Raw genomic sequence first — 13447 nt, forward strand, 5'->3', positions numbered from 1 at the left:
CGCCGTGGTGCTCACCGCCTGTCTCCTCGGCAGCGTGCCGCACATCGCGCGCGGGCGGGGTTCGACCCTCGACCACCTGGCACGGCGGATCCTCACCGTCTTCTTCGCCGCCGTCTGCTTCCAGCCCCTGTACGGCGAAGGAGTCTTCCGGGGGTGGGTGGGTCCTGCGTACGCCCTGCTGCTGCTCGCGCTCCTGGTGCTCACCGCCCTGTGCGGGGCTGTGCTCGCCGCCGTGCCGGCCCACTGCCGCACCGGGTGGCCGTTCGGTCCGCTGCTGCGGGAGGAGCTGCGGGGCCTGCTCGGGATCGGGTCGGCGGTGTGCGCGACGGGTGCGGTGATGGCCCTGGCGGTCGCCGTCGTCGGGCTGTGGGCACTGCCCCTCTTCTCGCTGCCGCTGCTGCTCACCCAGCTGTCCTTCCGCCGGTACGCGGCCGTGCGGGCCACCTACCGGCAGACCATCGCCTCGCTGGCCCGGGCCACCGAGGTGGCCGGCTACACCCCGGCCGGGCACGCCCGCCGCGTCGCAGCGCTCAGCCGGGCCGTGGGACGGGACCTGGGCCTGATGGAGCCGGAGCTGACCGTGCTGGAGCACGCGGCGCTCATGCACGACATCGGCCAGCTCAGCCTGGTCGACCCGGTGCCCGCGGGGGCGACGGCCGGGCTGCCCGCCGAGGAGCAGCGACGCATCGCGCTGCTCGGCGGGGCCGTGGTCCGGCAGACCGGGGTCGACCGGGAGGTCGCGGTGGTGGTGGAGCGGCAGGCCGACCCCTGCCGGGAGCAGCCGCTGCCGGCGCGGATCGTGCGGGCCGTGAACGCCTACGACGAGAAGGCGCGCGACGCCGGACCCGGTGGGCCGCTCAGGGCACTGGAGGAGCTGCGGCTGGCCACCGCCGGCGACTACGCGCCCGAGGTGGTCGAATCGCTGGCCCGGGTGCTGTCGCGGGACTGTCTGATGCTGCCCGCCACGGGGTAACCCATGGGTAATGAGCGCCCTTCAAGCCGTACGTGGTTGGATGCGAAGGAAAGGGAAACCGGGGGCAGAAGCCAGCCCACACAACGGAACTGGCAGGCGGGAATCGTGAGGATCTTCGGCAAGGGACGGCACCGGCCCTCCGCCTCCTGGCGGCAGGCCACCGACCGCGCGTTCACCCTGATCGGCGACGGCCGGTACGAGGACGCGGGTGCGCTGCTGACGCGCGCCGCCGACCTGGAGCCCTGGCTCTCGGAGTCCTGGTTCAACCTGGCCCTGCTGCACAAGTTCCGGCACGACTGGGAGCAGGCCAGAACGGCGGGCCTGCGGGCCGTGGCCCTGCTGGAGAAGGAGACCGGCGCGCCCGACTGGTGGAACGTCGGCATCGCCGCCACCGCCCTGCAGGACTGGCCACTGGCCCGGCGCGCCTGGCAGGCGTACGGACTGAAGGTCCCGGGGGGCGTGGCCGCCGCCGGGGAGCCGGCGGGCATGGAGCTGGGCAGCGCGGCCGTGAGGCTGTCGCCGGAGGGTGAGGCCGAGGTGGTCTGGGGGCGGCGCCTGGACCCGGCCCGGATCGAGGTGCTGTCCATCCCGCTGCCCTCCTCCGGGCGGCGCTGGGGCGAGGTCGTGCTGCACGACGGTGTGCCGCACGGCGAGCGGACCACTGCTGCCGGGCACAGCTACCCCGTCTTCGACGAGATCGAGCTGTGGGCGCCCTCGCCCGTGCCCACCTGGGTGGTCCTCCTGGAGGCCGCCACCGAGGCCGACCGGGACGCCCTGGAGCAGCTTGCCGCGGACGCCGGTTTCGCCGCCGAGGACTGGTCGTCGTCCGTGCGGCTGCTGTGCCGGACGTGCTCGGAGTCCCGGATGCCGTCCGACGAGGGCGACGGCGTGCACCTGGACCCGCACGACCACAGCGAGCCGGGCCATCCGGGGCCGCTCGGCCACCGCACCGACGGGCAGCTGTGGGTGCCCGAGCGCGAGTGCGGGGTGGCCGCGCCCGCTGCCCTGGTGAGGGGACTGCTGGACGGCTGGGTCGCGGACAGCCCGGACTCCAGGGACTGGCGGGACCTCGAAGAGGTCTGCTAGGGCCGCCGGGTGTCCGAGGGCTGTCCGTGGCCCGCCCCGTGGCGGAGCCGCATGTCAGGCACGGTCCCGCGCCCTTACGGGGCCCGGCCCCCGTACCCTGTATCAGCATCCACTCCCGGTTTTTGTCAGGAAGGCGTACGTCGGTCATGGCGCAGCAGGACACCGATCAGCAGCACGCGGGCGTGCTCCCCGTCGACGACGAGGGTTACGTCGTCGACACGGAGGACTGCGAGGAGCGCGAGACGGCGTGGCGCGAGCGCGGCACCTCGCGGCCGATCACGGTCGTCGGCAACCCCGTGCTGCACAAGGAGTGCAAGGACGTCACCGAGTTCGGCGACGAGCTCCAGCAGCTGGTCGCGGACATGTTCGCCAGCCAGCGCACCGCCGAGGGCGTGGGCCTGGCCGCCAACCAGATCGGTGTCGACCTGAAGGTCTTCGTCTACGACTGCATGGACGACGAGGGCGTCCGGCACGTGGGCGCCGTCTGCAACCCCAAGCTGGTCGAGCTGCCCGCGGACAGGCGCCGTCTGGACGACAGCAACGAGGGCTGCCTGTCCGTCCCCACCGCCTATGCGCCGCTGGCCCGCCCCGACTACGCCGAGGTCACCGGCCAGGACGAGCAGGGCAACCCGATCAAGGTGCGCGGCACCGGCTACTTCGCGCGGTGTTTGCAGCACGAGACCGACCACCTCTACGGCTACCTCTACATCGACCGGCTCTCCAAGCGGGAACGCAAGGACGCCCTGCGGCAGATGGCCGAGAACGAGCCGCGCTATCCCGTGGTCGCCAACGACTGAGTGATCTGCGCCCGTTGGGCCGCGGGTGGCCTGCCGCCCGCGGCCCCGGCGGGCGGCGTACGGCGCCTGACCGGAGGACCGGTCAGGCGCCGTACGCATGTCCATCGCACATTCGATCCTTTGTGCGCGGTGCCGATCCATAATCAGTCACACAAGGGGATATTCTCGGCACCCGAGGTGGTGAGTGGAGCAAATCCGTTCCCAGACCGGTCAGTTGTGGTGCTGAATGGATGTGCGGGGATACGCGACGGCGTGCGCCGGGCACAGCTGAAGGGGCGGGCGCCACTGGCGGCTGAGAGGGGTTGTTCGTGCCAGCTTTCCCATACAGCACCACAACGACTGCGACAGCGGTCCCAGTGCCACCATCGCTCGCTCTCCCGGTGATCGAGGCTGCGTTCCCCAGGCAACTCCACGCCTATTGGCCTCAACTCCAGGAGAGGACCCGCCGCTGGCTGCTGGAAAAACGGCTCATGCCGGCGGACAAGATCGAGGAATATGCCGATGGCCTGTGCTACACCGACCTGATGGCGGGCTACTACCTCGGGGCCCCGGACGAGGTGCTCCAGGCCATAGCGGACTACAGCGCCTGGTTCTTCGTCTGGGACGACCGGCACGACCGCGACATCGTCCACGGCCGGCCGGTCGCCTGGCGGCGGCTGCGGCGGGCACTGCACACGGCGCTCGACGCGCCCCAGGAGCACCTGCATCACCAGGACACCTTGGTCGCCGGGTTCGCGGACAGCGTGCTGCGGCTGTACTCGTTCCTGCCGGCGACGTGGAACGCCCGCTTCGCCCGGCACTTCCACGCGGTGATCGAGGCGTACGACCGGGAGTTCCACAACCGCACCGAGGGCATCGTGCCCACGGTCGAGGAGTACCTCGCGCTGCGCCGGCTCACCTTCGCGCACCGGATCTGGACCGACCTGCTGGAGCCGAGCGCGGGCTGCGAACTCCCGGACGCCGTACGGAAACACCCCGCCTATCGGCGTCCGGCGCTGCTCAGTCAGGAATTCGCCGCCTGGTACAACGACCTGTGTTCACTGCCCAAGGAAATCGCGGGTGACGAGGTGCACAACCTCGGGATAAGTCTTGTCAAACATGACGGGCTGACCCTCGAAGAGGCAATCGCTGAAATTCGCAGGCGTGTCGAGGATTGTATATCCGAATTTCTTGTGGCGGAGCAGGAGGCGCTACGTTTCGCCGACGGCCTCGCGGACGGCACGGTGCGGGGAAAGGAACTGAGTGCCGCCGTACGGGCCTGTGTCGGCAATATGCGCAACTGGTTCAGTTCCGTCTACTGGTTCCACCACGAGTCCGGCCGTTACATGGTCGACAGCTGGGAGGACCGGTCGACGCCCCCGTACGTCAACAACGAAGCGGCAGGTGAGAAATGACCGTCGAGTCGGTGAGGCCCGAGGCCCAGCCGGAGGCCGGCCCGGAACTGCGTGAGCCGCCCCTGGCCGGGGGCGCGGTCCCGCTCCTCGGCCACGGCCTGAAACTGGCCCGCGACCCGCTGGCCTTCCTGAGCGGGCTGCGCGACCACGGCGACATCGTCCGCCTCAGGCTCGGCCCGAAGACGGTGTACGCCGTCACCGCGCCCGCCCTCACCGGGGCCCTGGCCCTCAGTCCCGACTACATCATCGCCGGCCCGCTCTGGGAGTCCCTGGAGAGCCTGCTCGGCAAGCAGGGTGTGGCCACCGCCAACGGTCCACTGCACCGGCGTCAGCGGCGCACCATCCAGCCCGCCTTCCGGCTCGACGTGATCCCCGAGTACGGGCCGATCATGACCGAGGAGGCCCATGCGCTCGTGGCGCGCTGGCGCTCCGGCGAGGTCCTCGACGTCACGGCGGAGTCCTTCCGTGCGGCCGTCCGCGTCGCCGCCCGGTGCCTGATGCGAGGCAGCTACATGGACGCCCGCGCCGAGCGCATATGCACCGCGCTGACCACGCTGTTCAGCGGCATGTACCAGCGCATGGTCGTACCCCTCGGACCGCTTTACCGCATACCGGTGCCGAGCAACCGAGAATTCAACCGGGCGTTGGCCGATTTGCACCTGCTGGTCGACGAGATCGTCGCCGACCGGCGGGCAGGCGGTCAAAAACCGGACGATTTGCTGACGGCTTTGCTGGAGGCCAAGGACGAGAATGGCGAGCCCATTGGGGAACAGGAGATCCACGACCAGGTCATCGCGATACTCACCCCGGGAAGCGAAACCATCGGTTCCACGATCATGTCGCTGCTCCTCGTGCTCGCCGAGCACCCGGATCTCGGGGACAAGATCCGTGACGAGGTCCAAACGGTCGTGGGAGACCGGCCGGTCGCATTCGAGGACGTCCGAAAGCTGAGGTACACCACGAATGTCGTCGTCGAGACAATGCGGCTGCACCCCGCCGTATGGATTCTGACCCGGCGGACGGTGACCGACACCGAGCTCGGCGGATACCGGATTCCCAAGGGCGCGGACGTCATCTACAGCCCGTACGCCATCCAGCGCGACCGGCGGTCCTACGAGCGGAACGAGGAGTTCGACCCGGAGCGCTGGCTCCCGGGGCGGTCCAAGGAGGTACCGAAGTACGCGATGGAGCCGTTCAGCGTGGGCAACCGCAAGTGCCCCAGCGACCACTTCTCGATGGCCGAACTCACGCTGATCACCGCGGCGATCGCCTCCGCCTACCGCTTCGAGCAGGCCCCCGGGTCCGACCCCAGGCCCCGCATCGGCATCACCCTGCGCCCGCGCCGACTGCTGCTGCGGGCCCTGCCCCGCTGACCGGCCGCCGGCCCGTCACGAAGCGCGCGTTCAGGCGGCCGCGGGGCCCCTGAACGCGCGCCGGTAGGCATTCGGGGTGGTGCCCAGCGCCCGCACGAACTGGTGCCGCAGCGCCGCCGCCGTCCCGAAGCCGGTCCGGTCCGCGATCGTGTCCATCGTCTCGTCCGTCGCCTCCAGCAGGTCCTGCGCCAGCAGCACCCGCTGACGCAGGATCCAGCGGTACGGAGTCGTGCCCGTCTCCTGCTGGAAGCGGCGGGCGAAGGTGCGCGGCGACATGTGCGCACGGGCGGCCAGCTGTTCCACGGTGACCTCCCGGTCGAGGTGCTGCTCCATCCACACCAGCACCTCGCCGACGGTGTCGCACGGCGACTTGGGCAGCGGACGCTCGATGTACTGCGCCTGCCCGCCGTCCCGGTGCGGCGGCACCACCATCCGCCGGGCGATCTTGTTGGCGACCTCCGGCCCCTGCTCCTTGCGCACGATGTGCAGACACGCGTCGATGCCGGCGGCCGTGCCCGCGGAGGTGATCACCGGATCCTCGTCGACGTAGAGCACGTCCGGCTCGACGGTCGCGCGCGGATACTGCCGGGCCAGCTCAGCCGCGTGGTGCCAGTGCACCGCGCAGCGCCGCCCCTCCAGCAGACCGGCGGCGCCCAGCACGAAGACCCCGGAGCACACGCTCAGCACCCGCGCGCCCCGGTCCACGGCCCGCCGCAGGGAGCCCAGCAACTCGGGCGGGTACTCCCGGCGGGCGTAGTCGCTCCCGGCCGGTACGGCGATCAGGTCGGCCTCGTCGAGCCGGTCGAGCCCGTAGGGCGTGGTGACGCCGAGGCCGCCCACATGGGTGCCCAGCGCCGGGCCCTCCGCCGATACCACCGCGAACTCGTACACCGGCAGACCGTCGTCGCTGCGGTCGATGCCGAAGACCTCGCAGACGACGCCGAGTTCGAAGGGATGCACGCCGTCCAGCAGGACTGCGGCCACGTTCTGCAACATGCCACCAGTGTGCCTCGCAACTGGCAGGAATTTGAAGGTGTACGGCAGTCCTGCCACTCACGGTAAGGAGCATCCGGCGCGACAGTGGTGTGCATGAGCGCAGACCAGACACAAGCCCTGATCGGAATGCTGGTGACCTTCGGACTCCTGGTCCTGATGGTCCTCCCCTCGGTGATCGGCATCGTGCACGACCGACGTGTCGACCGTCAGCTGAGCAAGGCCGGGGAGGACCGGGAGGACCAGAAGGACCGGGAGTCCCGCAAGGCCCCCAAGGAAGGGGAGGAGGCTCAGAAGTCCTCGTCCAGGTCGACGGTGCCCTCCACCGCCACCTGGTACGCCGAAGGACGCCGCTCGAAGAAGTTGGTGAGCTCCTGAACCCCCTGGAGCTCCATGAAGGAGAAGGGGTTCTCCGAGCCGTACACCGGAGCGAAGCCGAGCCTCGTCAGGCGCTGGTCGGCGACGCACTCCAGGTACTGCCGCATCGAGTCGGTGTTCATCCCCGGGAGGCCGTCACCGCACAGGTCGCGCGCGAACTGCAGCTCGGCCGTGACGGCCTCCCGCAGCATGTCGGTGACCTGCTGCCGCAGCTCGTCGTCGAAGAGGTCCGGCTCCTCCTTGCGGACGGTGTCCACCACGTCGAAGGCGAACGACATGTGCATCGTCTCGTCGCGGAACACCCAGTTGGTGCCGGTGGCCAGGCCGTGCAGCAGGCCCCGGCTGCGGAACCAGTAGACGTACGCGAAGGCGCCGTAGAAGAACAGGCCCTCGATGCACGCGGCGAAGCAGATCAGGTTGAGCAGGAAGCGCCGGCGGTCCGCCTTCGTCTCCAGCCGGTCGATCTTCTCCACCGAGTCCATCCACTTGAAGCAGAACCCGGCCTTCTCCCGGATGGAGGGGATGTTCTCCACGGCCGCGAACGCCGCCGCCCGGTCGTCCGGGTCGGGCAGGTAGGTGTCCAGCAGCGTCAGATAGAACTGGACGTGCACGGCCTCCTCGAACAGCTGCCGGCTCAGGTACAGGCGCGCCTCGGGGGAGTTGATGTGCTTGTAGAGGGTGAGCACCAGGTTGTTGGCGACGATCGAGTCACCGGTGGCGAAGAACGCGACCAGGCGGCCGATGAGGTGCTGCTCGCCGGGGCTCAGTTTGGCGAGGTCGGCGACGTCCGAGTGGAGGTCGACCTCCTCCACGTGCCAGGTGTTCTTGATGGCGTCCCGGTAGCGCTCGTAGAAGTCGGGGTAGCGCATGGGGCGCAGGGTGAGCTCGAAGCCCGGGTCGAGAAGGTTCTGGGATCGGGTGGACATCACTGGCAGGCCTCGCAGGACTCGGGGTTCTCAAGGGAGCAGGCGACCGCGTCGGGGTCGGCGGACTGCTGTACGGGGACGGTGGCGCGTGCCGCGCGGGCGATGCGGGTCGCCGGGCGGGAGCGCAGGTAGTAGGTGGTCTTCAGGCCCTGCTTCCAGGCGTAGGCGTACATCGAGGAGAGCTTGCCGATGGTCGGCGTCTCCATGAACAGGTTCAGCGACTGGGCCTGGTCCAGGAACGGGGTCCGGGCCGCCGCCATGTCGATCAGTCCGCGCTGCGGGATCTCCCACGCCGTGCGGTACAGCCGCCGGACGTCCTCGGGGATCCAGGCGAATTCCTGCACCGAGCCGTTGGCCTCGCGCAGCGCCTCGCGGGTGCGGGAGTCCCAGACGCCGAGCTCCTTCAACTCGCCCACCAGGTAGGAGTTGACCTGAAGGAACTCCCCGGAGAGCGTCTCGCGCTTGAACAGGTTGGAGACCTGCGGCTCGATGCACTCGTAGGCGCCCGCGATGGACGCGATGGTGGCGGTCGGGGCGATGGCCAGCAGCAGCGCGTTGCGCATGCCGACGGCGGCGATGCGCGCGCGCAGGGCTGACCAGCGCTCCGGCCAGTTGAGCTGCACGTCGTAGTGGTCGGGGTGCAGCACGCCCCGGGCGGCGCGGGTCTTCTCCCAGGCCGGCAGCGGGCCGTTGCGCTCGGCGAGGTCGGCGGAGGCCTCGTAGGCGGCGAGCATGACGCGCTCGGCGATGCGGGTGGAGAGCCGCTTCGCCTCCGGGGAGTCGAAGGGCAGGCGCAGCTTGAAGAAGACGTCCTGAAGGCCCATCGCGCCCAGGCCGACCGGGCGCCACCGGGCGTTCGACCGGCCCGCCTGCTCGGTCGGGTAGAAGTTGATGTCGACCACGCGGTCCAGGAAGGTGACGGCCGTGCGGACCGTCTCGTCCAGCCGCTCCCAGTCCAGTTCGCGGGTGGCCGGGTCGACGAACGCGCCCAGGTTGACCGAACCCAGGTTGCAGACCGCCGTCTCCCCGTCGTCGGTGACCTCCAGGATCTCCGTGCAGAGGTTGGAGGAGTGGACGACGTGGCCCGGCTCGGCCGTCTGGTTGGCGGTGCGGTTGGCGGCGTCCTTGAAGGTCATCCAGCCGTTGCCGGTCTGCGCGAGGGTGCGCATCATCCGGCCGTACAGGTCCCGGGCGGGCATGGTCTTCTTCGCCAGCCCGGCCGCCTCCGCCCTGCGGTACGCGGCGTCGAACTCCGCGCCCCACAGGTCCACCAGCTCCGGCACGTCCGACGGCGAGAACAGCGACCACTGCTCGTCGGCGTTCACCCGGCGCATGAACTCGTCCGGCACCCAGTGCGCGAGGTTGAGGTTGTGGGTGCGGCGGGCGTCCTCGCCGGTGTTGTCGCGCAGCTCCAGGAACTCCTCGATGTCCGAGTGCCAGGTCTCCAGGTAGACCGCCGCCGCGCCCTTGCGCCGGCCGCCCTGGTTCACGGCGGCCACCGAGGCGTCCAGGGTCTTCAGGAACGGCACGATGCCGTTGGAGTGCCCGTTGGTGCCGCGGATCAGTGAACCGCGCGAGCGGACGCGGGAGTAGGCGATGCCGATGCCGCCGGCGTGCTTGGAGAGACGGGCGACCTGGTGGTACCGCTCGTAGATGCTGTCCAGCTCGTCCCTGGGGGAGTCGAGCAGGTAGCAGGACGACATCTGGGGGTGCCGGGTGCCGGAGTTGAAGAGCGTGGGGGAGGAGGGGAGGTAGTCGAGGCGGCTCATGAGCCCGTACAGCGCCGCCACTTCGCCCACCGACCGCGCGGTGTCGTCCTCGGCCAGACCGCTCGCGACCCGCAGCATGAAGTGCTGGGGCGTCTCGATCACCTTGCGGGTGAGCGGGTGGCGGAGCAGGTAGCGGCTGTGCAGGGTCCGCAGGCCGAAGTAGCCGAAGCGGTCGTCGGCGGCCGGGTCGACCAGGGCGTCCAGGCGCTCGGCGTGCAGGCGCACGAACGCGGCGGTCCGGTCGGCGATCAGCCCCTCGCGGTGGCCGACGGCGACGGACTCGGTGAAGGACGTGACGCCCTGCGAGGCGGCTTCCGCGCGGATGGCGAGGGTCAGCAGCCGGGCGGCCAGCCGCGAGTAGGCGGGGTCCTCGGAGATGAGCCCGGCGGCGGCCTCGGTGGCGAGCTCCCGCAGCTCCGCCTCGTCGGCGTGTGCCGAACGGCCGCGCAGCGCCGCGGCGGCGACCCGGCCCGGGTCGGCGTCGGGGAGGTCGGCGGTCAGCTCGGTCAGGGTCCGCAGCAGCGCGGCACCGGGACCTTCGGTCTCCAGGCCCTCGGCTGAAGCCGGATCGGCTGGCGCGATGGTCACGTGAGGCTCTCCCTCGCTCGGCACGGGGCCTCACCGAGGGCGGGGGCAGCACACGAGCGCACGCGGCGCCGCGTCCACCGGCCCATTCCGCGAGGCCCGGACGTCAGGCACCCGGACCGGACGGCCGGGCGCACTGTCGGCAGGTCCTCGGACTGACGCTCGTACGACGGGATGCGGGCAGCCGGACATGACGGCATGCGGGCATACGTGTACGACTACACCGTTGCGGGACAGTTCCGGATTCGCACCGGATTCCCCTGCGGCGACAGCGAGCATGAGCATACATCTTGTGTCGGGTGAGGAAGCCACCACCATATGTTGTGTCGTGGCGACTGCGGAGCGTGTCAGAGCGTCAACTCATAGGTGAGCAGCGCGATGTCGTCGAGGTGCGGGATCGGGTTCCAGTCGCGCTCGGGGGTGCGGAGGAAGCCCAGGCGCTCGTAGATGCGGTGGGCGGCGTGCATGGTGCGTTGGGTGGACAGCACGAGGCGGACACAGCCCTCGGTGGCCCGCGCCCGGTCCAGGCAGGCCCGCACCAGGGCCTCACCGGCGCCCCGGCCCCGCGCGGCGTGCGCGACCGCGAGCATGCGTATCTCGGCCTCGCCGGGTCCGGAGATGTCGGCCATGGGGCCGCCGGACGGCACGAAGGTGACCCCGCCGAGCACCTGGCCCTCCGCGACGGCCACCAGCACCTCCGCGGCGGCCGCCCGCTTGGCCACGTCCCTCAGCTCCCCGAGGTACCCGTCGCTCTCCCCGAAGTCGAGCAGCCCGTCCCGCAGATAGGCCTGGGCGGTGATCTCACCGAGGGTTTCGTACTCGCCGGGCTCGGCCGGCCGGATCACGATGTCCATGCGCCCGAGTGTGCCCGACGGGGACGACAGCGGGCCGCCGGATTTTCCCGGCGGCCCGCTGAGAGTCGTACGGTCAGTGCGCGCTGCCCGCCGTGGCCGGCGGCAGCTCCGTCGAGACACCCGGGTCGCCCGCGTCGGCCGTGTAGTCCTCCGGCCTGGTCTCGTCGACGCCCGCGGGAGCCTTGACGGCGTTGAGGACGAAGGTCAGGACCACCGCGACGACCACGTTCAGCACGAACGCCGTCATGCCGATGTAGCCGATCTCGCCGATGCCCGGGATCTCCTTGGCCGAGCCGCCGAAGTGCTTCTGCGTCGGCGAGGCGACCCCGTAGGCGGCGACCGTGCCGTAGACCATGCCGACCGCCCAGCCGACGAGCAGGGCCCAGCGGTGGAACCAGCGCGTGAACAGGCCGCCGACCAGGGCCGGGAAGGTCTGCAGGATCCAGATGCCACCGAGCAGCTGGAAGTTGATGGCGACCGTCTTGTCCATGGTCAGGACGAAGACGAGCGCGCCCACCTTCACCAGCAGCGACACGATCTTGGAGACCCGGGTCTCCTCCTGCGCCGTCGCGTTCGGCTTGATGAAGTCCTTGTAGATGTTGCGGGTGAACAGGTTCGCCGCCGCGATCGACATGATGGCCGCTGGCACCAGCGCGCCGATGGCGATGGCCGCGAACGCCACGCCCGCGAACCAGTCGGGGAACATGTCCTCGAACAGCTGCGGGATGGCCAGCTGACCGTTCTGCACCTTCACACCCGCCGCGATCGCCATGAAGCCCAGCAGTGCGAGCAGGCCCAGCATCAGCGAGTACAGCGGCAGGATCGTGGTGTTGCGGCGGATCACCTCACGGCTGCGCGAGGACAGCGTCGCGGTGATCGAGTGCGGGTACATGAACAGCGCGAGCGCGGAGCCCAGGGCCAGCGTGGCGTACGTCCACTGGCCCGCCTCGGCCGGTACGACGGCGCCGCGCGGCTTGCCGGTGGCCGGATTCACCTGGCCGAACGCGGCGGTCGCCTTCGCGAAGATGTCGTCGAAGCCGCCCAGCTTGATCGGGATGTAGATGATCGCGACCGCGATGACGATGTAGATGAGGGCGTCCTTGACGAACGCGATCAGCGCCGGAGCGCGCAGACCCGACGAGTAGGTGTACGCCGCCAGCACGCCGAAGGCGATCAGCAACGGCAGGTCCTTCACGAACCAGTTGGTGTTGTCGCCGCCGCCGACCCCCATCACGTCCAGCACGGCCTGGATGCCGACGAGCTGGAGGGCGATGTACGGCATCGTCGCGAGGATGCCGGTGAGCGCCACGGCCAGCGACAGGCCCTTGGAGCCGAACCGGCCGCGCACGAAGTCCGAGGTGGTCACGTACCCGTGCTTGTGCGAGACCGACCACAGGCGCGGCAGGAACGTGAAGATCAGCGGGTAGACCAGGATCGTGTACGGCACCGCGAAGAAGCCGGCCGCGCCGGTGGCGTAGATCGCCGCCGGTACGGCCACGAAGGTGTACGCCGTGTAGAGGTCGCCGCCGAGCAGGAACCAGGTGATCCAGGTGCCGAACGACCGGCCGCCAAGGCCCCACTCGTCGAGGCTGTGCTCGTTGTCGGCCCGGCGCCAGCGCGCGGCCAGGAAGCCCATGACGGTGACGAGGAGGAAGAAGAAGATGCAGACGCCGAGTGCGACGCCGTTGACGCCGTCCTTCATTCCGACGCACCGCCCTTCGCGGACGCGCCGGCCCTACGGCTGCGCTGGTCGTGCTGCCAGAGCCGGTAGGCGATCATCGTCAACGCGGTGGAGATGATCACCCACAGCATCTGGTACCAGTAGAAGAACGGGATGCCGATGAACGTGGGATCGGTCTTGGCGTACGAACCGACCCACAGCATCGCCACGAACGGCGCGACGAGGCAGAGGCCGATGACCACCCGGACGGGTGTCACCACCCCTCTGCCGACTCCTGGGGCATCTGACATGTGCGGCTCCGTCCCCTCACTGAGCACCGGTGATCGTTCGCTGATCACCCGTGTAATGCGCAGGCAATCTAGGTCACGGTGACGAGGAAACGGAACCCCTTGTCCGTATAACGGTTAGGGGTCGATGCGCGGGCCGATCACGAGGTCAGCCGGCCGACCCCCACTTGCCCCGGTTTCAGTCCGCCGGCCGCTTGAGCCGTGCGGCGCTGTGTCGTTCCGGGCCGCGGTAGACGGAGCGCACCCACTCCACCGGCTGGCCCGTCCGGTCCAGCGAGTGCCGGGAGAGCAGCAGCATCGGCAGGCCCACGTCGGTGCCGAGCAGGCCCGCCTCGCGCGGGGTGGCCAGGG

13 protein-coding genes and 1 riboswitch are annotated in these 13447 nt (G+C 70.1%); of the genes, 6 read left to right on the top strand and 7 right to left on the bottom strand.

Annotated elements, in window-relative coordinates:
• From BZY54_RS35345 to BZY54_RS35365, 5 genes are all read left to right on the top strand, one after another.
• Nucleotides 1-973 (top strand): HD-GYP domain-containing protein (locus BZY54_RS35345; RefSeq protein WP_107419909.1); only part of this gene is annotated, 973 nt, incomplete at its 5' end.
• 105 nt (nucleotides 974-1078) lie between these two features.
• Nucleotides 1079-2059 (top strand): tetratricopeptide repeat protein, encoded by a 981-nt coding sequence (locus BZY54_RS35350; protein WP_086729411.1) that lies wholly within the window; start codon nucleotides 1079-1081, stop codon nucleotides 2057-2059.
• A 146-nt stretch (nucleotides 2060-2205) separates the two neighbouring features.
• Nucleotides 2206-2856, top strand: coding sequence for a peptide deformylase (def, locus tag BZY54_RS35355; RefSeq protein WP_086729412.1), 651 nt, complete (start codon nucleotides 2206-2208; stop codon nucleotides 2854-2856).
• 308 nt (nucleotides 2857-3164) lie between these two features.
• Nucleotides 3165-4250: an epi-isozizaene synthase gene (gene cyc1, locus BZY54_RS35360; RefSeq protein WP_086729421.1), complete on the top strand. Its 1086-nt coding sequence runs from the start codon at nucleotides 3165-3167 to the stop codon at nucleotides 4248-4250.
• Nucleotides 4247-5623, top strand: a complete 1377-nt coding sequence (locus BZY54_RS35365; protein WP_086729413.1) for a bifunctional albaflavenone monooxygenase/terpene synthase — start codon at nucleotides 4247-4249, stop codon at nucleotides 5621-5623. Before cyc1 ends, BZY54_RS35365 begins: the two co-directional genes overlap by 4 nt.
• Before the next feature lie 30 nt (nucleotides 5624-5653).
• Here BZY54_RS35365 and BZY54_RS35370 read toward each other — a convergent pair whose 3' ends face one another.
• Nucleotides 5654-6619, bottom strand: a complete 966-nt coding sequence (locus BZY54_RS35370; protein ID WP_086729414.1) for a GlxA family transcriptional regulator — start codon at nucleotides 6617-6619, stop codon at nucleotides 5654-5656.
• Nucleotides 6620-6712: 93 nt separating this feature from the next.
• Here BZY54_RS35370 and BZY54_RS35375 point away from each other — a divergent pair, with 93 nt between their 5' ends.
• Entirely contained in the window at nucleotides 6713-6994 is a 282-nt protein-coding gene (locus BZY54_RS35375) for a hypothetical protein (protein WP_086729415.1), read from the top strand.
• Here the strand turns inward: BZY54_RS35375 and BZY54_RS35380 are convergent.
• From BZY54_RS35380 to BZY54_RS35405, 6 genes are all read right to left on the bottom strand, one after another.
• Nucleotides 6907-7920 (bottom strand): ribonucleotide-diphosphate reductase subunit beta, encoded by a 1014-nt coding sequence (locus tag BZY54_RS35380; protein WP_086729416.1) that lies wholly within the window; start codon nucleotides 7918-7920, stop codon nucleotides 6907-6909. The two genes, BZY54_RS35375 and BZY54_RS35380, sit on opposite strands and share 88 nt — an antisense overlap.
• Nucleotides 7920-10277: a ribonucleoside-diphosphate reductase subunit alpha gene (locus BZY54_RS35385; protein ID WP_086729417.1), complete on the bottom strand. Its 2358-nt coding sequence runs from the start codon at nucleotides 10275-10277 to the stop codon at nucleotides 7920-7922. Before BZY54_RS35385 ends, BZY54_RS35380 begins: the two co-directional genes overlap by 1 nt.
• 121 nt (nucleotides 10278-10398) lie before the next feature.
• Nucleotides 10399-10559, bottom strand: a riboswitch (cobalamin riboswitch).
• A 62-nt stretch (nucleotides 10560-10621) separates the two neighbouring features.
• The gene (locus BZY54_RS35390; protein ID WP_086729418.1) at nucleotides 10622-11128 is read right to left on the bottom strand and encodes a GNAT family N-acetyltransferase; all 507 of its coding nucleotides are present in this window, start codon (nucleotides 11126-11128) and stop codon (nucleotides 10622-10624) included.
• A 73-nt stretch (nucleotides 11129-11201) separates the two neighbouring features.
• Nucleotides 11202-12830, bottom strand: a complete 1629-nt coding sequence (gene mctP, locus BZY54_RS35395; protein ID WP_086729419.1) for a monocarboxylate uptake permease MctP — start codon at nucleotides 12828-12830, stop codon at nucleotides 11202-11204.
• On the bottom strand, nucleotides 12827-13099 hold the full coding sequence (locus BZY54_RS35400; protein ID WP_167414130.1) for a DUF3311 domain-containing protein: 273 nt from the start codon (nucleotides 13097-13099) through the stop codon (nucleotides 12827-12829). The genes mctP and BZY54_RS35400 overlap by 4 nt, the downstream gene beginning before the upstream one ends.
• 175 nt (nucleotides 13100-13274) lie before the next feature.
• A partial coding sequence (locus tag BZY54_RS35405) for a UTRA domain-containing protein (protein ID WP_143668185.1) occupies nucleotides 13275-13447 on the bottom strand: 173 nt, incomplete at its 5' end.

It is taken from the genome of Streptomyces carpinensis, from assembly GCF_002154505.1.
Classification (GTDB): domain Bacteria; phylum Actinomycetota; class Actinomycetes; order Streptomycetales; family Streptomycetaceae; genus Streptomyces; species Streptomyces carpinensis.